This is a genomic window from Butyrivibrio sp. DSM 10294, assembly GCF_028539135.1.
Taxonomy (GTDB): Bacteria; Bacillota; Clostridia; order Lachnospirales; family Lachnospiraceae; genus Butyrivibrio.
Window position 1 is genome coordinate 1 of sequence record NZ_JANSWL010000034.1, and the last position, 21537, is coordinate 21537.

The 21537-nt window shown below is 44.5% G+C and carries 18 protein-coding genes; 13 read left to right on the forward strand and 5 right to left on the reverse strand.

Annotated features, from left to right (window positions below):
• Positions 1-216 precede the first annotated feature (216 nt).
• The 5 genes from NXH67_RS01135 to NXH67_RS01155 all read left to right on the forward strand — a co-directional run bounded on the left by NXH67_RS01135 (position 217) and on the right by NXH67_RS01155 (position 8229).
• Entirely contained in the window at positions 217-4053 is a 3837-nt protein-coding gene (locus NXH67_RS01135; RefSeq protein ID WP_272796071.1) for an endo-1,4-beta-xylanase, read from the forward strand.
• A gap of 114 nt (positions 4054-4167) precedes the next feature.
• Positions 4168-5685, forward strand: coding sequence for an MBOAT family O-acyltransferase (locus tag NXH67_RS01140; protein WP_272796072.1), 1518 nt, complete (start codon positions 4168-4170; stop codon positions 5683-5685).
• Positions 5686-5703: 18 nt separating this feature from the next.
• Positions 5704-6792 (forward strand): SGNH/GDSL hydrolase family protein, encoded by a 1089-nt coding sequence (locus NXH67_RS01145; protein WP_272796073.1) that lies wholly within the window; start codon positions 5704-5706, stop codon positions 6790-6792.
• An 87-nt stretch (positions 6793-6879) separates the two neighbouring features.
• The gene (locus NXH67_RS01150; RefSeq protein ID WP_022777369.1) at positions 6880-7125 is read left to right on the forward strand and encodes a TIGR03905 family TSCPD domain-containing protein; all 246 of its coding nucleotides are present in this window, start codon (positions 6880-6882) and stop codon (positions 7123-7125) included.
• Between the two features lie 27 nt (positions 7126-7152).
• A complete protein-coding gene (locus tag NXH67_RS01155) occupies positions 7153-8229 on the forward strand; it encodes an undecaprenyldiphospho-muramoylpentapeptide beta-N-acetylglucosaminyltransferase (protein ID WP_272796074.1) in 1077 nt (358 codons plus the stop codon).
• Positions 8230-8314: 85 nt separating this feature from the next.
• On the opposite strand, the gene NXH67_RS01160 is transcribed toward NXH67_RS01155, so the two are convergent.
• Positions 8315-9478, reverse strand: a complete 1164-nt coding sequence (locus NXH67_RS01160) for a GGDEF domain-containing protein (RefSeq protein ID WP_272796075.1) — start codon at positions 9476-9478, stop codon at positions 8315-8317.
• 95 nt (positions 9479-9573) lie between these two features.
• A complete protein-coding gene (locus NXH67_RS01165) occupies positions 9574-10431 on the reverse strand; it encodes an alpha/beta hydrolase (protein ID WP_272796076.1) in 858 nt (285 codons plus the stop codon).
• 192 nt (positions 10432-10623) lie between these two features.
• Here NXH67_RS01165 and NXH67_RS01170 point away from each other — a divergent pair, with 192 nt between their 5' ends.
• Entirely contained in the window at positions 10624-11088 is a 465-nt protein-coding gene (locus NXH67_RS01170) for a hypothetical protein (protein ID WP_022777365.1), read from the forward strand.
• A 411-nt stretch (positions 11089-11499) separates the two neighbouring features.
• Here NXH67_RS01170 and NXH67_RS01175 read toward each other — a convergent pair whose 3' ends face one another.
• Positions 11500-12039 (reverse strand): NADH peroxidase, encoded by a 540-nt coding sequence (locus tag NXH67_RS01175; protein WP_022777364.1) that lies wholly within the window; start codon positions 12037-12039, stop codon positions 11500-11502.
• Between the two features lie 66 nt (positions 12040-12105).
• Positions 12106-12498 carry a Fur family transcriptional regulator gene (locus tag NXH67_RS01180; RefSeq protein ID WP_022777363.1) on the reverse strand — a complete coding sequence of 131 codons (393 nt, stop codon included), beginning with the start codon at positions 12496-12498 and terminating at the stop codon, positions 12106-12108.
• Between the two features lie 224 nt (positions 12499-12722).
• On the opposite strand from NXH67_RS01180, the gene NXH67_RS01185 reads away from it, so the two are divergent.
• The 6 genes from NXH67_RS01185 to NXH67_RS01210 all read left to right on the forward strand — a co-directional run bounded on the left by NXH67_RS01185 (position 12723) and on the right by NXH67_RS01210 (position 18120).
• A complete protein-coding gene (locus NXH67_RS01185) occupies positions 12723-13589 on the forward strand; it encodes a MurR/RpiR family transcriptional regulator (RefSeq protein ID WP_022777362.1) in 867 nt (288 codons plus the stop codon).
• A 14-nt stretch (positions 13590-13603) separates the two neighbouring features.
• A complete protein-coding gene (locus NXH67_RS01190; RefSeq protein WP_272796078.1) occupies positions 13604-14083 on the forward strand; it encodes an S-ribosylhomocysteine lyase in 480 nt (159 codons plus the stop codon).
• Positions 14084-14224: 141 nt separating this feature from the next.
• Positions 14225-14782 (forward strand): ECF-type riboflavin transporter substrate-binding protein, encoded by a 558-nt coding sequence (locus tag NXH67_RS01195; RefSeq protein WP_022777360.1) that lies wholly within the window; start codon positions 14225-14227, stop codon positions 14780-14782.
• A 4-nt stretch (positions 14783-14786) separates the two neighbouring features.
• Positions 14787-16514, forward strand: a complete 1728-nt coding sequence (locus NXH67_RS01200; protein WP_272796079.1) for an ABC transporter ATP-binding protein — start codon at positions 14787-14789, stop codon at positions 16512-16514.
• Positions 16515-16517: 3 nt separating this feature from the next.
• On the forward strand, positions 16518-17345 hold the full coding sequence (locus NXH67_RS01205; RefSeq protein ID WP_272796080.1) for an energy-coupling factor transporter transmembrane component T family protein: 828 nt from the start codon (positions 16518-16520) through the stop codon (positions 17343-17345).
• Positions 17346-17418: 73 nt separating this feature from the next.
• Positions 17419-18120, forward strand: coding sequence for a 5'-methylthioadenosine/adenosylhomocysteine nucleosidase (locus tag NXH67_RS01210; protein WP_022777357.1), 702 nt, complete (start codon positions 17419-17421; stop codon positions 18118-18120).
• A gap of 79 nt (positions 18121-18199) precedes the next feature.
• Here the strand turns inward: NXH67_RS01210 and NXH67_RS01215 are convergent, their stop codons facing one another.
• Complete coding sequence (locus NXH67_RS01215) at positions 18200-19780, reverse strand: glucose-6-phosphate isomerase (RefSeq protein WP_022777356.1); 1581 nt, start codon at positions 19778-19780, stop codon at positions 18200-18202.
• A 228-nt stretch (positions 19781-20008) separates the two neighbouring features.
• Here NXH67_RS01215 and NXH67_RS01220 point away from each other — a divergent pair, with 228 nt between their 5' ends.
• Positions 20009-21532: a sensor histidine kinase gene (locus tag NXH67_RS01220; protein WP_022777355.1), complete on the forward strand. Its 1524-nt coding sequence runs from the start codon at positions 20009-20011 to the stop codon at positions 21530-21532.
• Positions 21533-21537 lie beyond the last annotated feature (5 nt).

Consider the following 21537-nt stretch of genomic DNA (forward strand, 5'->3'; position numbering starts at 1 on the left):
CATTATTTAGATTTTCTTAATGGAAATTGTGGCATTATCCGGATTTTGTAAGAGCGTGAAATATACAATTTGCAGAAATGATGGCAAAAATTGACGATATTATAGCATGTTTTGAGAAGATATATGTGCGATAATGCTAAATAATAAGATTACCGCATTGTGCGTTGGGGATATGTGCACAATAAAACATAATTTTACAGGAGGGAAAGGAGAACTATGTACAAAAAGTTTACGGGGATTATGTCCCTTGCTATGGCCGGAATGCTTGCAGCAAGCTCTTTTGCACCAGCATCTACAGTAATGGCAGCGGACGAAGAAGAAGTAATTCTTCTGGAAGAAGCCGAGGATGCTGCGTCAGAAGCAGCTAATGCGGACGATTCCGACGAAGCGGTTTTACTTGATGAAACAGCTGATGAGTCCGGAGAGGATGACGGATCCGGAACAGCGAGGGACGAGCAGCCCGGAGGGGAAAACGAGGAAGTTAAGGATACTCTTGAATTCGTAAACAGATGGGTTTCATCAGACAAGTGCGGGAATAAGATCACATTCCAGTCACAGTATCAGGAATATTTATATACATTTCCTAAGAGCTTCGCAGCAGCTGACTGCGAGGAAATTGTGATAACAGTTGCAGATCAGGAAAATAATATTGCGCTGAAGATCTACGATGATTCTATGGCCGAGCATGTTGCCGGTTATACTTTTGTTGGAAGTGATGAGTATTCAATCACACCTAATTTTGATGGCGAAGTAACTGCAATTGGCATTATGTCAATGCCGGGGAATGAGGCAGATTATCCTTACAGCATCACAATCAAAGATATCAAGGCAACAGTTAATGCTTCAGGAAGCGAGAATGAGCAGGTAATCACATACGGTCCTGAGAGCATGAAGTTTAAGAACAGATGGGTAGAAGAAGAGGTTGTTGAAGGCAATACACTTACTTTCTCACAGGATTGGAATGAGTATTGGTTCCACTTAAACAGAGAGTTCAATGCTGAGAAGATCAAGTCCATCACAGTTAAGACCAAGGATCAGACAGCTTCTCTTGCTTTCAAGATCTATGATGCTGATGGAAACGAGATTGAGCCTTTCTATGGAAAGAGCGGCGCCAATGAATATACAGTAATTCCTACACAATCAGGAACAGTTACAGATTTCGCTTTTATGGCAGATCAGAACAACAAGGAATATCCTGTGTCAGTTACTGTTGAGAGCGTTGTATTTGTAGAGGATACTTCAAAAGATGAGGAAGAAGAGCCTTCAGACAATGAAGTTGAGTATGACATCGTTAACCTCCGCGACGCAGTAGGCGAGGTTATGGGCGACGACTTCATCATCGGTACAGCTATCAGCTACATGGAGTTTGCTGATGAGAAGGAAATGGCTCTTGTTACCAAGCACTTCAACGGCTGCACACTTGGAAACGAGCTTAAGCCCGACTCCATGATCAGCAAGACGGAGATTACAACTTATGAACTTAATGGTGAAGAGGTACAGTTCCCTGTACTTAACTTCTCAACACCTGACAGATATCTTGATTTCTTCATGGATTGGAACGAGAAGAACCCTGAGAAGTTCATCAAGATCAGAGGACACGTTCTTTTATGGCATGCTCAGACTCCCGAGATCATCTTCCATGAGGATTTCGATACCAGCAAGCCCTATGTAACAACTGATGTTATGAACAAGCGTCTTGAGGTTTACATCAGAGAAGTTGCAAGGCACTATGTATCAGAAGACAGCAAGTACAAGGATCTCTTCTATGGATGGGACGTTGTTAACGAAGCTATCAGCGACGGAACAGGTTCCTACAGGACAATGGCAGATCAGCCTTCATCATCCTGGTGGGGATTGTATCAGAGCCCTGAGTTCATCCAGAATGCATTCGTATATGCTAACAAGTACTATCCTTCAAACATTGCTCTTTTCTATAACGATTACAACGACACAAGCACAAATAAGGTTAACGGAATCTGCAAGCTCCTTGAGACTGTAAAGGCTACACCCGGAGCAAGAATCGACGGATTCGGAATGCAGGGCCACTATCAGATCGCAAACAACGATCCTTCAATGGAGGCTTTCAGAACAGCAGCTACAAGATATTCCAAGATTGTTGATCAGGTTCAGGTAACAGAGCTTGACTTCAAGGGCAGCAAGAACTCAACAGATGAGAGACTTGCCAAGAGATATAAAGATCTCTATGACACAATCAGAAGACTTAGAAATGAAGGCGTTAACATCACAGGCATGACAATCTGGGGTGTAGTAGATAAGCACTCATGGCTTCAGAACTCCAACTCAGTTGGCGGCGCAGCTTCAGGAAAAGTTAGACAGTATCCTCTTCTGTTCAACGATCACTATAAGGCTAAGAATGCATTCTGGGCACTTGTAGATGGCGGCGAGCTTATGCCTGAGGTTAGAACAGTAACACTTTGTCAGCTTGTAAATGAGGATTACTCAGCAGGCGAGACATATGAGTTCAAGACAGATGCAGGCAAGGTTTCCTTCGCTCCTTTGTGGGAAGAAGGCGGCATCGCAGTTAAGGTATCCGTTCAGGATTCTACAGCAGATGAGACAGATAAGATCGTTCTCTATGCTACAGACGGTTCCATCAGGAAGGCTGTAGTAGCAAGATCAGAGGCTACAGCTACAGAAAATGGTTATGAAGCAGTTCTTAAACTCGCAGTTGATGCTGACAAGCTTTCACTTAACGCAGTTAAGCTTGACGTTGTAGTAACAGACGGCGAGAAGGATTTCGCATTTGGTGATACACAACTTAAGCAGAGCGAGAGATCAGATTACTACGCAGAGACAATTCTTAAGCCTCTTATCACAGTTAAGAATGGCACAGTAGAAGTTAACGCTAAGGATCTTGACGAAGTTTGGGAAGATGTTAATTCCTTTGCTCTTGCAATCAACGGCGGCGCAGAGGCAACAGCTACAGCCAAGGTTGTTTGGGATGAAGAGAACCTCTATGTTCTTGCAGAAGTTAAGGACAGCATCCTTAACAAGGATTCCTCTGATGAATATCAGCAGGATTCATTAGAAGTATTCATCGACGAGAACAATGGTAAGACTTCTGCTTACGAAGATGATGACAAGCAGTACAGAATCAACTTCGAGAATACACAGAGTTTCAACGGCACTAAGTGCAAACCTGAGTTTGTTACATCTGACGTGTACGTAACGGAGGACGGCTACAGAGTAGTAGCAGCCTTCAAGTGGACAGACATCACACCTGTAGCAGGTAATAAGGTTGGTTTCGATGTTCAGGTTAATGATGCTGACAATAGCGGCAAGAGAACAGGAACTATCAACTGGGCAGACAGCACAGGTAACGGATGGTCATCACCTTCTGTATTAGGTACAATCGTTCTTTCAGACGAGACCGCCAAGGCCGGTGAGTACTACACCAAGTGGGGATGCACATACTACAAGCATAGTAACGGAGTAAATCATACAGGATTCCTTAAGACCAAACATGGTAAGCGTTACTTCAACAAGAAGGGACATCTTGTAAAGTCATCTTTCATAAAAGAAGGCAACAATGAGTACTACGCTAACAACGAAGGTTATATTGTAATCGGCTTCTTTAAGAAATGGGGCAGCACCTATTATGCTGATGCTGAAGGCGTAATTCAGAAGGATAAGATCGTTGAGATTAAGGGTGACAAGTACTACTTCGATAAGAAGGGTATCATGGTATTCCAGGATTTTGTCAATATAGGTGAAAAGACTTATTACTTTGGCAAAGACGGTAAGATGTGGTATGGTGAGCTTTTGAAATGGAAAACTCGCTACTATTACTGTGATCTTGACACCGGTGAATTGAAGAAGGGCTTCTTTGATTATAAGGGCAACACATACTTCTTTGACAGAAAGACCGGTCTCAGAGCATCAGGTTGGGTTGAAGATGGCGGAAACAAGTACTACGCTTACAAGAAGGGTGTTATCTTCAAGAATGACGTTCTTAAGATTGGCAAGAAGTGGTATCAGTTCGACGGCACAGGTATTTTAATAGCTGTGTATGACAAGGATCCCAGAAAGTAATTCATAATAAGATTTTCAGCGGGGCTTCGCAGCAGTGCGAAGCCTCGTTTTTCGTTTAAGGATAGCAGCAAATATGTTATACTCTTTTCGGATAATATCAGATGGAGAGTATAAATGGGTTTTAATTCCTTTCAGTTTATATTACTGTTTCTGCCGGCGCTTCTGGCAGGATGGTACATATTCAATAGATTTGAGAAGTTTGCAGTGGCGGATGTATTTTTATGTCTTATGTCACTGTATTTCTATTATTCCTTTGGAGCATCCTTTCTTGTGATACTTCTTGTGAGCATGGCAGGTAACTATCTGCTTAGCTTTCTTATGGACAGGATTTCCGGCAAAAGAGTGCTGAAGACAGTAGGAGTTTTATTTAATCTTGCACTTCTTTTTTATTTCAAATACCTGGGATTTTTTGTGGATAACGTTAATGCCCTGACAGGAGGGACTCTTACTGCGAGACAGATCCTTATGCCTATTGGTATCAGCTTTTTTACCTTTGGACAGATCTCTTTTATCGTTGACAGGGCAAATGGCAAGGCGCCTCACTATCCTGTTCTTAAATATGTTATGTACACTGTTTATTTTCCCAAGCTCATTCAGGGTCCCATCGCCTTCCATGAGGAGATGATCAGCCAGTTCGAGGATAAGAGCCTTAGGCGCTTTGATGCAGACAATTTTGCCAAGGGTCTAATGTCCTTTATCATTGGTCTGGGCAAAAAGGCGATTCTGGCGGACACTCTGTCCAAAGTGGTTGTCTATGGTTTCCACTACACCTATTATCTTGACACCATAACCGTAACGCTGGTGATGCTGGCCTATACCTTCCAGATCTATCTTGACTTCTCAGGTTACTGCGATATGGCAAGCGGCGTCAGCCTTATGCTTAACTACAAGCTTCCCGTGAACTTCAATTCGCCCTACAAGGCTGCAACACCCAAGGAACTGTGGCAGCGCTGGCATATGACGCTCTCCAGATTTTTCATAAGGTATGTGTATATTCCTCTTGGGGGTAGCAGGAAGGGCAAGATCAGGACTATGATCAATGTCCTTATAGTATTTGTTCTGTCCGGATTATGGCACGGCGCAGGTTGGACCTATATCTGCTGGGGCCTTATGCAGGGACTTCTTGTGGTTTGGGACAACCTGGGAATTGTGGGAGTCAAGGATAAAGATGGCAACAAGAGCGGCAAGTTCCTATTCAGAAAAGAACCTCTTCTCTGGATTCCCCACAGTCTTGGCAATGCCTTTACTTTTATAATGTTCGTTGTATCACTGGTGTTCTTCGGATCACAGAACATGACCTATGCGATCCAGATGTTCAAGCAATTCTTTTTCTTCACCTATCCGGGATTTTTGTATAAGACCTCAGAGAATCTGAAGCTTGCTGAGAACTATCTTCCAAGACAGCTTGCAACCCAGCTCCATATGAGCGACGGAGTCATGAACACTATTTATGTTACTACTTTTGTGATTATTCTTCTGATCAGCGCTATCGTCATGACCAGGAAGAATACGCAGGAAATGGTGGAGACATTAAGGCGTGACGGCAAGACAATTGCCTTCCTTACACTGATTTTTATCTGGTCCTTCGTTTCTCTCTCAAACGTAAGCACCTTCATCTATTTCCAGTTCTGATGGGGAATGAGTAAACCTATGAATAAGGCTAATAAACATACATCAACTTCATTTATAAAAAGGCTGCTGATAACCATTCTTGCGGTGGCGGTTCTGATAGGAGGCACGGTCTACGTTTTTGACCCTTTCTATCATTACCACAAGCCCTGGTTTGGTCTTAAGGCAGTTCTTAACGACAAGGAATACCAGTGCATCGGGACGCTGAGGAATTTTGACTATAATGCTCTCCTGGTGGGCTCATCAGTTATGGAAAACAATGACAATTCCTGGTACGATGAGGCCTACAATGTAAGATCAATCAAGGCCATCAGATCCTACGGAGCAACAGCAGATCTGTGCTATCTTCTGGATGCTGCCTATGAGAGTCATGATATCAAATATGTTTTTTACAACATAGATCCTTCATCACTTTCGGCGTCTGCAGAGCCAACCTATGAATCCACAGGCTGCCCCATGTACCTGTATGATAAGAATCCCTTCAATGATGTGAAGTACCTTTTTAACAAGGACGTTCTTCTTGAGAAGATTCCCTATCAGCTGGCCAATTCCTTTATAGGGGATTACAACGAGAATCTATCTTACAACTGGGCTAAGTGGAAGAGCTTTGGCCCGGAGCTGGCCCTTGGCCTATACAACAGGCTGGAGGAAACAGCACCTATGATGGAAAAAGATGTGTACCGGGCGGAGCTTGATGCCAACATCGAGCTTCTGACAAGTCAAGTCAAGGCCCATCCGGAGACGCAGTTTGTATTCTTTTATCCAACCTATTCGATGCTGTGGTGGGACGGAATTGTCAGAAGCGGCGAGAGAGATGCATACATTTACAATGAAAAAGAGATGACGAAAGCTCTTTTAGCCTATGACAATGTGCGTATCTTCTGCTTCCAGAATGACAGAGAAGTGGCTACCAACCTTGATAATTACATGGATACCATTCATTTTTCTCCAAAGATCAACAGGCGGATGCTGGATAAAATGATCGCCGGCGAGGATGAGATGACACTTGAGAATTATGAAGAGATTCTTGACGGCGTAGCGCAATTTTCCGAAGATGTGGTTAATGAGTTGATCATCCCTTACGAAGAGCAGGGACTTCTTCATAATTGAGTCAGCTAGGGGACTGTCCCCTTTCAGAAAAAAGTGGTATCATGAATTGAATTATGAAGTTTTATAAGTTCTAAGGAGATATTTACAATGGTTTACAAGACAAAAGGAACCTGTTCAACACAGATCGACATTGATGTTGAAGGTGGAATCATAAAGAGCGTCAGCTTTACCGGCGGCTGCAACGGCAATCTTAAGGGCGTTTCCAAGCTGGTTGAAGGAATGAAGGGCGAGGATGCTATTGCAAAGCTTCGCGGAATCAAGTGCGGATTCAAGGATACTTCATGTCCCGATCAGCTCTCCTATGCCATCGAAGAGGCTATGAAACAGGCTTAAGGCCGAAGAAAAAGAAGGAAAACAATCGTGAGTGAGAATAAAAAGACTATAGTACTGACAGGCGGCGGAAGTGCGGGACATGTAACTCCCAATATCGCACTGATTCCTGCCCTTAAAAAAGCAGGCTACGAGATTTTTTACATAGGCTCCTATAACGGTATTGAGAAGAAGCTTATCGAGGATTACAACATTCCTTATTTCGGAATTGCCACCGGCAAGCTCAGAAGATATTTTGATCCAAAGAATTTTTCGGATCCCTTCAGAGTACTCAAGGGATTTACGGAGGCGGTCAAGCTCCTTAGGAAGATTCAGCCCGATGTGGTCTTTTCCAAGGGCGGATTTGTAAGTGTGCCTGTTGTTAGGGCTGCAGGATTTCTGAAGATTCCTTATATCGTCCATGAATCAGATATGACACCGGGACTTGCCAACAAGCTCAGCATGACCGGAGCTAAGAAGATCTGCTGTAACTTCCCTGAGACCATGAGGGTTCTTCCTGCAGACAAGGCGGTTCTTACCGGAACGCCCATAAGAGAAGAGCTGGGTATGGGCTCCAAGGAAGAAGGCAAGAAGTTCTGCGGATTCACCGATGACAAGCCTGTACTTATGGTAATCGGCGGTAGCCTCGGAGCACAGTCAGTGAATGAGACCGTAAGATATGCGCTTCCCAGACTCCTTCCACAGTTCAATGTGGTACACATCTGCGGAAAAGAGAAGATGGATAACTTGAAGCTCTCGGTTCCCGGCTACAAGCAGTTTGAGTATGTTAAGAACGAACTCAAGGATATATTTGCAATGGCTGATATCGTAGTATCAAGAGCCGGAGCCAATTCTATCTGCGAGCTGCTGGCTCTCAAAAAGCCCAACATCCTGATCCCGCTGTCCACCAAGGCAAGCCGCGGAGACCAGATGCTGAACGCACGAAGCTTCGAGCAGCAGGGCTTTTCACTGGTTATAGACAATGATGATCTTGATGAGGATATCTTGGTTGAGACGATTCAGGATCTGTTCGAGAACCGTGAGAAATATATTGAGAATATGAGTAAGAGTAATCTGCATAGTGCGACGAATACGATTGTGCAGATTATTAACGAAGAAGCGAAGTAAAAGAACGGTTGTGAGTCAATGGGGACGGTTCTTTGTGACTCACGTAGCGAGTCACAAAGAACCGTCCCCTTGTCATCTCACGTCTTTACTTTGCTTTATTTAGTTGTCTATGGAATTCTTCCGTCTTCTGATGCTGTATCTCCTTATCCTTATACAGCTCCGCATCCGCCGCCACAAGTGCATCATCGATTCTGACGGAAGGTGTAGTACATTTGTAGATACCGATGCTGAAAGACGGTGTAAAGGACAGATTCGAATTTTTTTCCAGTTCCTTGGATATCTTCTCTCTCAGATTTTCGGCAATACTCATATCCTTGCCGGCGATAACGAACTCATCGCCGCCCCACCTTGATGCCATGGCGTCCTTGGACTGGGTTACTTTGGTAAGAGCATTGGAGAAGGCGATCAGGGCTCTGTCGCCCTCTTCGTGGCCAAGTATATCGTTGATACTCTTGAAAAAGTCGATGTCTATCATGATTATGCACAGAGGCTTCTCTAGGCTGCAGCTTGGAAGCTCTTCGTTGATATAGTCGCTGATCCTTCTTCTGTTATTAAGCCTTGTCAGTGCGTCGGTATAGATCTTGGAATCCTGAATTTCCACAAAAATCTTAAGTACAATTGGAATAATGCACAGTTCGATAGAGGGAAGATTCATAAGAAATCCCACCATGAAGCCGCTTACTGTAAAGAAGAGAATAAACAGGATCTGGCTTCCGTACCTTCTTTTCTCAATCCTGGTCTTGGCTCTGTGCCTTTTGATCAGGGAAATGATAGTTGCCAGAATGAGATAGATGTAGTCCATCCAGGTGAGGAAAAAGAGTAGAGGTCTTAGCTCCAGGGTATCGGTTATAACAAAGAGATTTTTGTTAAGCGGAGTGAATATGAATGCAAAACTTACAAGAAGAGGAAGAAAAGTAGCGATATACCACAGCTGCGCAAATTTCCTTCTTGGTTTAGTATCGGAGGATACGTAGATGAACCAGAAATAGCAGGATAAACTCATGGTGGCAAAGCCAAGCTCCGTCACCAGCATTGTAAACCAATGGGGGAAGTCGGCGTAAAAATTATCATTGGTAAAGCGCAGATCAACAAGGCCATATAGCATAAAGGAAAAAAGCATACCTTTAAATGCAAATGACTCTCTCTGGTCGGTGATATTTTCATTGGTCCTGGAATAGATAATGCACAGCGTGATCAGATAAATGGCAATTATCAGGGTGATCAGCGGTTTTACCTGGGCTTCAAGCATTTCATATCTCCGAAATAACGCACATGGATATGTTACATGCCAATATTATAGCAAAAATAAAAGACTGCAAAAGCTTGCAGCCTTCTATTTAATAATTATTTAAAAAATACCTGTAATGCGTGATATAAGTGGAGTTGCCATGCTTTCATGTCGTGAACTCCACCGGGGATAATGAAGAAGTCGTAGTTCTTGCCCTTTTCAAGGAACTCGCTCTCTTTTTCAGCTCTGTCCATGATCTCCTTGTGTTCTGCAAAGGCCATGTCCTGATCTCCGTTGCAGCAGAACATGTAGTCCAGGGTAAGTCCTTTTGCATAACCATCCTTGAGGGTTTCGCAGATACGGCTAACCTCCTTGTCGTGATCTCCGAAGGGGCCGCAGCATCCGGAAAATGGTCCATACCAGGAGAACAGATCGAAGTTGTTGTAAAAAGCAGCGCGATAGGTTGTCATTGAACCCAATGAAAGTCCGGCAAAAGCTCTGTGGGTTCTGGTGTTTACGAGGTTTGTCTCGGAAACGTCGCCTTCTGCGTAGGTTGCATACTGTTTTTCAAAGGAAGGGATCAGGTCTTTTCTGAGCTCGGTCTTGAAATTCTCGCATACATCCTCGTTGGGTCTCCCCTCATCGTGCATTATCTCTTCCGAAGGATAGAAAGTAGGAGTTACCACGATGCAGGGCTCGCACAGCCCCTCAGCTATCATGTTGTCCAGGATGGTAACTGTATCCGGGAACATCTTAAGCCACCACTCTTCGCCAAATCCGCCTCCGTGAAGAAGATAGAGAACGTTGTATTTTTTAGTCTTGTCATAACCTGCGGGAAGATATACGAAGGCCCCTTTGTGAATAGGTTCATCCTTCTCATCATAGGTGCGGCTGTCGTATTCGAATCTCTCCACAGTCCCCTTTTTGTCTGTTTCTGCCAGCATTTTGGCAGGCATCTCAAATACGTATTCCATAATTTTCATACCTCCATAGAATTACCATAGAATAAGTATTGCATTATATCGGGGCCGGCGCTTGTCTGTTATTGCGGAAGTTACGATGAATTTTTGCTAATTGACAGTAGCTATAAATATGATAAAATAGCTAAGTTGCACTTTGAAAAAAAGTTAAAGCGAGATTATATCTTTATATCAGGAGAAAATGAGATGAAAATGAAAAATGCTATTAAGTGGATTCTCGGCGCTGTAGCACTTGTACTTGTATGTGTGCTTGTTTATACAGTTTCCGGTAAGACACAGAATTCAGAGAATAATGAAGAGGAAGTTGCTGTAGCAGCAGAGGCTAGCTCAGAAGAGGCAGCCATCAAGTCACTGGTTCTTTCAAACCTTGACGATCTTGAGATCGGCATGAGAAAGCAGGACACAGGAATCTTCGCAAAGGTTGAGCTCAGCGAAGGTGCAACTCTTACAGAGGAAGACGTTGTATTCGTAAGCACCAACCCTGATGTTGCAGAAGTAACCTTTGACCGTATAACACGCGCCAACAGTGTATACTGCGTAATCCTCGGTGTAGCCCCCGGTGAGACAGAGATCTACGCCGTAACCAAGGACGGCTCCCTTGAGACACCTCATAAGAAAGTTATTGTTACAGAAAACACAGTAACAGAATAATCTAAACTTTCCGCAGCCCTGATTCGAGTCGGGGCTGTTTTTTTATCCGCTTTCTCACCAAATCATCACTATATCTTATAACTTAAATTGTCTGGAACTATGATTCATTCCCACCCCCAGATTGAAGACGGATTCGACAACTGAAAGTGATTGCCACTATGAATCCCCCATAGGTAGTGGTAGCAATAAAACAGCCCATCTCGGCGGATCTGCGGTGATATTTGGAAAATTTATCGATTTCGGGGCTGCGAATGGGAGACCTATGAATCACGAGTGCCTTATGCACGACTGATTCATGTTTAGGTCTCACAGAAGCGTTTAGCACCGTGAGATAAGTTTTCCAAATATCGCCACAGAACCGCCGAGATGGGCGTCCTAATAATCACCACCAACTACCTGGTAGCCATACAATCACTTGAAGTAACGGGCGAGAAGTCCTGCGAAGGCTTTGCCGTGGCGAGCCTCATCGCGTCCGATTTCATGAACAGCGTCATGAATAGCATCGAGATCCAGTGCTTTTGCCTTCTTGGCAAGATCAGCACGGCCCTGAGTAGCGCCATACTCTGCATCTGCACGAAGCTCCAGATTCTTCTTGGTGGAATCTGTGATAACTTCACCTAAAAGCTCTGCAAAATGAGCAGCATGTTCAGCCTCTTCCCATGCAGCCTTCTCAAAGAATGCACCAATTTCGGGATATCCTTCGCGGATAGCTACTCTTGACATTGCAAGGTACATACCAACTTCGGTACACTCACCGTTAAACATTTCTCTGAGGCCATTCTTTATTTCCTCGGGAGCAGTAGAAGCTACACCAACAACATGTTCGCAAGCCCATACCTTATCGCCTTCCTGCTTAGTAAACTTCTCTGCAGGAGCCTTACATACAGGACAAGCCTCCGGGGGCTGATCTCCCTCATGAACATAACCACATACCTGACATACCCATTTCATATTGTGTCTCCTTTCTTGCGCTCTGCGCAAAAAGTGCATTTGCTGCACACCTGTTTCGTATAAATATTACCTGTTTTGCTCAAGACATTTTTCGCAAATACCGTAGAAATAGATCTTATGCCCTTCGATCTTTCCCGGAAAAGTCTTGCCTGCCACCTCATCGATCCTCTCGCTGATGTCATCCATTTCAATGTCCGTTATCTGCTTGCAACAGTTACAGATAAAGTGATTGTGATTCCTTACATCCCAGTCAAAATGCTCATAGCCATCGCCCACTCTGAATCTTGCAATCTCTCCTATATCGGATAGGAGCACAAGATTGCGGTAGACCGTTCCAAGGCTTATCTTGGGATAAATCTCGCGGATACTGTTATAGACTACTTCAGCTGTGGGATGGTCCTTTCGATCCTGCAGGAAATCTTTGATCATAGCTCTCTGCTTACTGTATTTCAGCGCCATGTATCACCTCCTGGTAATTTGAAAAAATCATCTCATACACAAAATCAGTAATCATTCCTAAAATCAAATATAGCATAAATATTCATCTATGTCACGTGTTTATAAAAGTTTAATATTTCCTTATAAAAAGTTTGCAATTTTATTTCGTTTTTGAATGAAATTTTGATATATACTAAAAATAGTAAAGTATAACCTTAATATTTATGAGGTGGAGGCTAAGTACTATGAATATAGTTAGTGAAAAGATCAAAAGCTGTTACAATACGCTCCCAAGTTCCGAAAGACTGGTTGCGGATTATGTTTTGGAGAGGAAAGACGATCTTTTCCAATATCCGATAAAAGAACTGGCGAGACTCTCCGGCACCACTCAGGCTGCCTGGACGAGATTTGCTCAGGCCATTGGCTACAGCGGCCTGAAGGACCTTAAGAATGCCTATTATGCAGAGGCAAACACCTCCCTTGCACAGGCTGACAAGGGTCCCAAGATCGCCTTCAAGGATGTAAACGAATACACCTCCCTTCAGTCAATTGCTGACAATATCTGTGCTACCAGCGTTCAGGCAGTGCAGACCACCTACAGATTGTTTGATGCAGGAACCTTTTCCGATGCGGTTACCAAGATCGTTGCAGCCAAGCAGATTCAGGTCTTTGGCGTAGGTACAGCCGGCGTGGCAGCCTATGACCTCTATTGCAAATTGCTGAGAATCCATTATAATGTTGTATTTAACCAGGACCAGCATATGAATCTCATGACTGTTTCCCAGATCTGCAGCGACGATGTGGCCATTTTCTTTAGTGACAATGCCAAGAATGCCGAGATAATGTCTCTTTTCAAGATTGCAAAAGAGAGAAATGCAGCAACCATCGCTGTTACCAAGCTTGGAAACAACGCACTTACCACCGGCTGCGATCACGTTCTTTTTGCCACATCTCCCGAGATCGATAAAAAGAGCGGAATCACCAGCTCCAGATTTGCCCAGCTTTTCCTTGTGGATACGCTTTATACAGCCATCGCCAACAGGGATTACGACAATATCAAAGGGTATCTTCGTGATTCATATGAAGTTTTCCATGAGTCCAATAAAGATTAAAGGAAGAGAACATAATGGAAAAAATAGCCAGCTTTACAGTGAATCACTTAGACCTCGAACCGGGCATCTACGTTTCAAGAAAAGATAAGGTTGGAGCAGAGACCATCACAACCTTCGATATTAGAATGACTGCACCTAACAAGGAGCCGGTCATGAACACCGCAGAGGTGCATACAATGGAGCACCTTGGTGCCACCTTCCTTCGAAACGATGATGAGTACAAGGACAGAACCATCTATTTCGGACCTATGGGCTGCAGAACCGGTTTTTATGTAGTTCTTGCAGGAGACCTTGATTCCAAGGACATCGTACCTCTTATCACAAGGATGTACGAGTTTATCAGAGATTTTAAGGGAGAGGTTCCCGGAGCAAGTCCCAGAGACTGCGGCAACTACCTTGATATGAATCTTGGTATGGCCAATTTCCTGGCAAAAAGGTATCTCGACAATACCCTTTATAACATCGATGACAAGCACCTTAATTATCCGGAATGATCCACAGGAAAATATAACGAAAATTCAGAGAAGTTGCTCTAAATATGGGTAACTTCTCTTTTTTGTTACGTTTATATGCATTATAATTAATCTGTGCAGCAGGTAAATACCGCACCAATCTATCATAAAGGAGATAAGTGTATGAAATTCAAGTTAGGGATCAGAGAAATTGTTGCCATGGGTATCGGAACCGCACTTTTTGTAGTACTTACGACTGTGCAGATTCCGGTGTTTTTAATTCCGAACACCTTCCTTCAGCCCAGAATGGCTGTGCTGGCGTTCTTCTCAGCGGCCTTTGGCCCTATTGTCGGGGCTGTGATCGGAATCCTCGGCCATGCACTGGGAGATGCCATCTATTATTCCTCCGTATGGTGGAGCTGGGTATTTCCTGAAGCTGTTGTGGGCCTTTGCCTGGGACTTTTTGCCAAACAGTTCGAAGTAAGAGAAGGCGGATTTGCGGTAACACGTAATGTCATTTTGTTCAATGTGATTCAGATAATCGGTAACGCGATTGCTTGGTGCGTTATGGCACCACTCCTTGACATCCTTGTTTATTCTGAACCTGCCAACAAGGTATTTGCTCAGGGCACAGTTGCTTTTGTCCTTAATATAGTTGTCATCGGATTCCTTGGAACAGTGCTTCTTGTGGCTTACTCCAAGATCGCAGGAAGACAGTCGGGCCTTAAGGCGGAGGATTGACGGATTGGGTAAACATGAGCCAATCATCGAGTTTGCTGATGTGACTTTTAAATACAAGTCTCAGCAGCAACCGACGCTAAAGAACATCAACCTGAAAATATTTCCCGGAGAGAAGGTCCTCATCGCAGGACAGTCAGGCTCCGGGAAATCAACATTGGCACACTGCCTTAACGCTCTGATTCCCTGCTCCTATGCGGGGGACATGAGCGGCGTACTCCGGGTTTGTGGGGGAGAGCCCCGTCAGCTCGGAGTTTTTGGCATGTCCAAAAGAGTGGGGACCGTTCTGCAGGATACAGACGGACAGTTTATTGCCCTTACTGTGGGAGAGGACCTGGCTTTCGCCCTTGAGAACGAGTGCACACCAAAGGAAGAGATGGTTCAAAAAGTCAGCGAGGTAGCAGGAAAGCTTGAGCTGACAGAGTTCCTTGGAAGTGCGCCGGGAGCCCTCTCAGGTGGCCAGAAACAGCGCGTATCCCTTGGCGGAGTCATGACCTGTGACGTGAAGATCCTTCTTTTTGATGAGCCCCTGGCCAATCTGGATCCGGCCACAGGCAAGCGCACCATTGCTCTAATAGACGAGCTGATGCAAAAAGAGGACCTGACCGTAATAATAATTGAGCACCGCCTGGAGGATGTTCTGTACAGGAAAGTTGACAGAATAGTCCTTATGGACAATGGCATGATCATCGCCGACAAGACACCGGATAAACTCCTTAGCAGCGACATCCTTAAAAGTCACGGGATCAGGGAGCCGCTCTACATAGCAGCTCTCAAGGCAGCAGGGGCGCAGATATCACCTGAGGACGGCCCCTCGAGTATTGATACCATGGACCTTTCCGCTCACAAGGACAAGGTAAAGGAATGGTATCACCAAGCGGATAAGAATAAGGAACAGGAAAAAGGCGATACTCTTTTATCCCTGTCCCATCTACAATTCAGCTATAACGACACCAGACAGATAATTAAGGACGTAAGCTTTGACATTCATTCCGGTGAGATGGTAGCTCTTGTGGGTAAAAACGGTGCCGGCAAATCCACCATTGCATCACTTATATGCGGCTTCTTAAGACCTGATGAGGGAGTTATTTCCTGGAAAGGCCGGGATTTGTCTGATCTGTCAATAAAAGAGAGGGGCGAGATAATCGGCTACTGCATGCAGAGCCCCAATCAGATGATAAGCCGACCGATGATCTATGAGGAAGTTGCACTGGGCCTCACGGTGAGAGGCGTTCCCGAGAATGAGATTAAGGAGAGGGTCTACGAAGTCCTTAGGATCTGCGGCCTCTACCCATATAGGAACTGGCCTGTCTCCGCATTATCCTTCGGCCAGAAAAAGAGAGTCTCCATCGCTTCAATCCTTGTTATGGACCCTGATCTCATAATCCTTGATGAGCCAACCGCCGGTCAGGATTATGCCCACTACACGGAGATCATGGAGTTCCTGAAGGACTTAAGGGATCAGCTTGGAGTCACCATATTGATGATCACCCATGACATGCACCTGATGCTGGAATATACAGACAGGACGCTGGTTCTGGCAGACGGTGAGCTCCTTATGGACGGAAGACCCTGGGACGTTCTAACTAATGACGAAGTCTGTGACAGGGCTTATCTTAAGAGGACTTCGCTCTATGACCTTGCGGTCAAATGCGGCATTGACGACCCCGGGGATTTTGCAGCCACCTTCATAGAACATGAGAAACGAGAAAGAGGAGCTATAGAGGTAAAATAATACATGGCAAGGATCCTATCCTATGAAAAAAAGAATACCTTCGTACACAGATTAAGCGGCTTCACCAAGCTTCTTTTCCTTATCCTGTGGTGCTTTGCCGGCGCCATGACTTTTGAGACCTGGATACTTGTGGTGATGCTGCTTATAGGCGCAGGTGTATATTATGTCGCTGACATAAAATGGAAACAGGTGAGCAGCGTATTTATTGCCATTATGATCTTCATGACTCTGAACCTTGTGGCAATCTTCTTTTTTGCGCCTTACCAGGGGTGTGAGATCTATGACAGCAGAACTGCAATCTGTCATCTCTTCGGCAATTACTATCTGACCAAAGAGCAGCTTTTTTACGAATTCAACGTATGTATCAAGTATTTCACTGTAATTCCCTCGGTATTCGTATTCCTTACAACCACCGATCCCAGTGAACTTGCCTCATCCCTTAACGGCGTGGGAGTTCCCTATTCCATAGCTTATTCCGTCGAGATAGCCCTGCGCTACATTCCCGATGTTCAGGACGAGTACACCAGGATTAAAAATGCCCAGCAGGCCAGAGGAATTGAAATGAGCGCCAAGGGGAGTCTTCTTAAAAGAATCAAAAACACTTCGCTGATAATTTTTCCTCTGATCTTCTCCAGCATGGAGAAAATTGAAGTTGTAAGTAACGCCATGGAACTTAGGGGCTTTGGGAAAAAGCCTAAGAGGACCTGGTACAGCAAACGGCCGTTGACTAGTATCGATCTGTATGTGATATCTTTTATCACATTGTTCTGTATTGCGACAATGATCATCACTTTTGCGGACGGAAACAGATTCTTTAATCCTTTTAGGTAGAATAACCGTATCAAAATGGATTATAATTAACAGGATAATTTTGACACCTACATCATCATATAGGAGAATGCCAATGAAAATAGGAATAATCGGAGCTATGGAAGTTGAGGTTGAGACCCTCAAGAAGAACATGGAGATCAAAAATATCGTTAAGAAGGCCTCTATGGAGTTCTTCGAAGGAACGATCGGAGGCACCGAGGCAGTTGTTGTAAGAAGCGGAATCTGTAAGGTTAATGCCGGAATCTGCGTTCAGATCCTTGTGGATACCTTCGGCGTTACCCACGTTATCAACACCGGGGCAGCAGGCTCTCTTGATGCTAAGATCAACATCGGAGACATCGTACTCTCTACAGATGCTGTATATCACGACGTTGATGCAACTGTTTTTGGATACAAGAAGGGTGAGATCCCTCAGCTGGGAGTACAGACCTTTGAGGCAGATAAGACACTCAGAGCTGCTGCAAAAAAGGCTATTGAGACAGTAGTTACGGATCAGCAGGTCTTCGAAGGAAGAGTCTGCAGCGGTGATCAGTTCATCTGTGACAAGGCAGTTAAGGACGCTATCATAGCTGATTTTGACGGAATGTGCTGCGAGATGGAAGGAACCGGCATTGCTCAGGCATGCTTTTTGAACAACATTCCATTTCTTATTATCCGCGCCATCTCAGACAAGGCAGATGGAAGCGAGATCAAGGATTATCCGGAATTCGAGGCTAAGGCAGCAAGGGACTGCGCCGCAGCTACGCTTGAACTTCTTAAGTCCCTGATAGACTAAATTAATATTGTATTAAAATAGCCGGTGGCAAGTTATTTGCCACCGGCTGTTTGCTATTCCGGATTCAATAAATCACATATCAGATATTAAGGAGCTTACTGTACTCAGCAAGAGCACCGTCTGTCTCGTGGGCGAGAACCTTCTTGGCAAGAACCTTACCAAGCTGAACACCTTCCTGATCGAAGCTGTTGATGTTCCATACAAAGCCCTGGAACATAACCTTGTTCTCGAAGTGTGACAGAAGAGCACCAAGAGCCTCAGGTGTAAGCTCATCACCGATGATGATGCTTGAAGGTCTTCCGCCTTCGAAATTCTTATTCTTGTTATCGTCTTTTTTGCCACATGCGAAAGCAACGATCTGAGCAGCTACGTTAGCGCAGAGCTTCTGCTGGCTGGTGCTGTCCTGAATTGTTACATCGTTCTGGCACTGACTGTTCTTAAAGCCAATGAACTGAAGAGGAATAATATCTGTTCCCTGGTGAAGGAGCTGATAGAAGGAGTGCTGTCCGTTGGTTCCGGGCTCACCGAAGATGATGGGACCTGTAACGTAATTAACGGGCTCTCCGAATCTGTTAACGCTCTTACCGTTGGACTCCATGTCAAGCTGCTGAAGGTGAGCAGGGAAACGTGAAAGAGCCTGTGAGTAAGGAAGCACTGCTGTGCTGCCGTAGCCAAGAATGTTTCTCTCATATACACCGATAAGTGCATCCAGCATTGCAGGGTTCTTGAGAACATCTTTTTCTGCTGCAAGCTTGTCCTGTGCTGCTGCGCCATCAAGGAACTTAGCGAATACTTCGGGACCAAAGGCCAGTGACAGAACTGCTCCGCCAACGCCTGATGTGGAAGAATATCTTCCTCCGATATAGTCATCCATGAAGAAAGCTTCAAGGTAGTTATCACTCTTAGCAAGAGGTGATGTCTCAGAAGTTACGGCAATCATGTGCTTGTTCTGCTCAAGGCCTGCCTTCTTAAGAGCATCTGTTACGAAGGACTCATTTGTAAGAGTCTCAAGAGTTGTTCCTGATTTGGAAACCAGGATGAAGATTGAATGAGCAACGTCAACGCTGGCAAGTACTGCGGAAGCATCGTCGGGATCTACGTTGCTGATGAACTTGGCTTCCATCTTGAAGTTGCCGGTTCTCTTAGCCCAGTTTTCAAGAGCAAGATACATAGCTCTGGGACCAAGGTCTGATCCGCCGATACCGATCTGTACAACGGTTGTGAACTTCTCACCCTTAGCGTTTGTGATCTCACCGTTATGAACCTTTTTTGCAAAATCAGCAATTCTCTGCTGTTCCTTAACATAAAACTCGCGCTTGTTAATACCGTCTGCAACAACATCATTTCCGAGCTGTCCTCTTGTGAGCTGGTGAAGAACAAGGCGCTTCTCGCCGGTATTTATAACTTCGCCGTTGTAGAGAGCCTCAAACTTCTCTGCAAGCTGAGCTTCCTCTGCGAGTTTTACAAGTGAACCCAAAACCGCATCATCAACCTCTTTTGCTGCATAGTTGTAATTAAGACCTGCAGCCATGGGTACAGAGTACTTCTTAACACGCTCTGCGCCGCCGGCTCCTTCCATCACTTCCTGAAGGTTGACCTTCTTTGCGCTCTTAAGTTCATTTACAGAACCAAGAGTATCAAAATTGTTCCAATTGATCATTTTATGAATCCTCCTATTTGGCTGTGAACTGACTGATTCCACATTCGATAAAAGTTTATCAAACTATAAATCACATATCAAGCGCTTAGACATTAAATATTACTTAAGAAAAGTTATCGATAATTCAACTATGTTAATAATTTTTATTCAAAATTTTGATAATTATAAACTCAAAATTAACAACCGTACTTTTTTTATGTTATACTTAGATTAGATGTAGGGGGCACTATGCGTTTTCGTACTAAACTCTTGATCACATCAATCGCGGTTGTAATAATACCGATTATACTGGCAGTTGGAACGTACCTTGTATTGGGAAGTTATTTGGTAGGGAAGCAGCAGACAGTAGGTTATCCCACCAACCTGGACTACGGAATGCTCTCTGATCCGGGAGGAGCCTTTTCCGAAATGACGGAGGAGGTCACCAAAGAAATTGCGCTGGCACTTTTGGTTGATCCTTATGTACTTGAGAATACCACTTATCTTAGCGAGATAAACAGCAGAGTTGAAAAAAGATATGCTTTTATAATTGTTAAAAAAGGGGATGCAGTCTACTACGTAGATAACTACGAGCGGGCCAGAGACGTACTTAAGGAATTGCCCGGATACGGCACCAATGTTAACGGGATCTACTACACATCCTCAAGACGGCTTGTAAGACAGATCGATTTCCACTTTACCACGGGAGAGGAAGGCTCTCTGTATATTGTTTCCGGGCTGCGCACGGCGCTTACCACCCAGGTAATAATATATATGAGTATAGCCATCATTCTGATCCTGCTGCTTACCAGCATTTTGCTGACCATGTGGATTGGAAGGAGCTTTTTCAAACCAATTGACGAGCTCAACGTGGCCATGCAGCACATCAAGGACGGCAATTTCGACTATATGCTTCCGACGGACGTCAAGGAAAAAGGCGAGATTGGAGCCATGTATCGCAACTATGAGGACATGAGACTTCGCCTTAAGGAATCCGCGGAGGAAAAAATAGAAAGAGAGAAGCAGAACAAGGAGCTTATCAGTAATATTTCCCATGATCTGAAGACTCCTATCACTGCAATCAAGGGATATTCCCAGGGACTTATCGAGGGCGTTGCCGACAACCCCGAGAAGCAGATGAAATACATTAAGATCATTAATAGCAAGGCCAACGACATGAACAACCTTATTAATGAGCTTACACTGTATTCCAGCATTGATAACAACCGTATCCCTTACAATTTCGTCAAGCTCAACGTGGCTGACTACTTTGGAGACTGTATCGAAGAGATCGGTGCAGATCTTGAGAGCAAACAGATTGAGCTGAATTATTCGAACCTTACTACTCCGGATACACAGATCGTTGCGGATCCCGAGCAGATAAAGAGGGTAGTCAACAATATCGTCAGCAACAGCGTCAAGTACCTCAATCGAGATGACGGCAGCGGTCAGATCGACATCAGGATCCTTGATGAGCTGGATTCCATCAGAGTGGAGCTGGAGGACAACGGAAAGGGAATCGCCCAGAAAGATATTCCCAATATTTTCGACCGATTCTACAGAACGGATGCTTCCAGAAATTCCAAGCAGGGTGGCAGCGGTATAGGACTATCAATAGTTAAAAAGATCATTGAAGATCATGGCGGCTACATATGGGCTACAAGCCATGAAGGAGAAGGAACCTGCATGCACTTCGTACTTCGTAAGTTCGTTGAGTATGCGGACAGTTCAGAGGCTGAAACAGAGGCCGTAACAGTAGACCAGGATACATAAAAAAC

Coding starts and splice junctions, on each gene's coding strand:
- NXH67_RS01135 (WP_272796071.1), top strand. CDS start 217: ATGTACAAAAAGTTTACGGGGATTATGTCCCTTGCTATGGCCGGAATG.
- NXH67_RS01140 (WP_272796072.1), top strand. CDS start 4,168: ATGGGTTTTAATTCCTTTCAGTTTATATTACTGTTTCTGCCGGCGCTT.
- NXH67_RS01145 (WP_272796073.1), top strand. CDS start 5,704: ATGAATAAGGCTAATAAACATACATCAACTTCATTTATAAAAAGGCTG.
- NXH67_RS01150 (WP_022777369.1), top strand. CDS start 6,880: ATGGTTTACAAGACAAAAGGAACCTGTTCAACACAGATCGACATTGAT.
- NXH67_RS01160 (WP_272796075.1), bottom strand. CDS start 9,478: ATGCTTGAAGCCCAGGTAAAACCGCTGATCACCCTGATAATTGCCATT.
- NXH67_RS01165 (WP_272796076.1), bottom strand. CDS start 10,431: ATGGAATACGTATTTGAGATGCCTGCCAAAATGCTGGCAGAAACAGAC.
- NXH67_RS01170 (WP_022777365.1), top strand. CDS start 10,624: ATGAAAATGAAAAATGCTATTAAGTGGATTCTCGGCGCTGTAGCACTT.
- NXH67_RS01175 (WP_022777364.1), bottom strand. CDS start 12,039: ATGAAATGGGTATGTCAGGTATGTGGTTATGTTCATGAGGGAGATCAG.
- NXH67_RS01180 (WP_022777363.1), bottom strand. CDS start 12,498: ATGGCGCTGAAATACAGTAAGCAGAGAGCTATGATCAAAGATTTCCTG.
- NXH67_RS01185 (WP_022777362.1), top strand. CDS start 12,723: ATGAATATAGTTAGTGAAAAGATCAAAAGCTGTTACAATACGCTCCCA.
- NXH67_RS01190 (WP_272796078.1), top strand. CDS start 13,604: ATGGAAAAAATAGCCAGCTTTACAGTGAATCACTTAGACCTCGAACCG.
- NXH67_RS01195 (WP_022777360.1), top strand. CDS start 14,225: ATGAAATTCAAGTTAGGGATCAGAGAAATTGTTGCCATGGGTATCGGA.
- NXH67_RS01205 (WP_272796080.1), top strand. CDS start 16,518: ATGGCAAGGATCCTATCCTATGAAAAAAAGAATACCTTCGTACACAGA.
- NXH67_RS01210 (WP_022777357.1), top strand. CDS start 17,419: ATGAAAATAGGAATAATCGGAGCTATGGAAGTTGAGGTTGAGACCCTC.
- NXH67_RS01215 (WP_022777356.1), bottom strand. CDS start 19,780: ATGATCAATTGGAACAATTTTGATACTCTTGGTTCTGTAAATGAACTT.
- NXH67_RS01220 (WP_022777355.1), top strand. CDS start 20,009: ATGCGTTTTCGTACTAAACTCTTGATCACATCAATCGCGGTTGTAATA.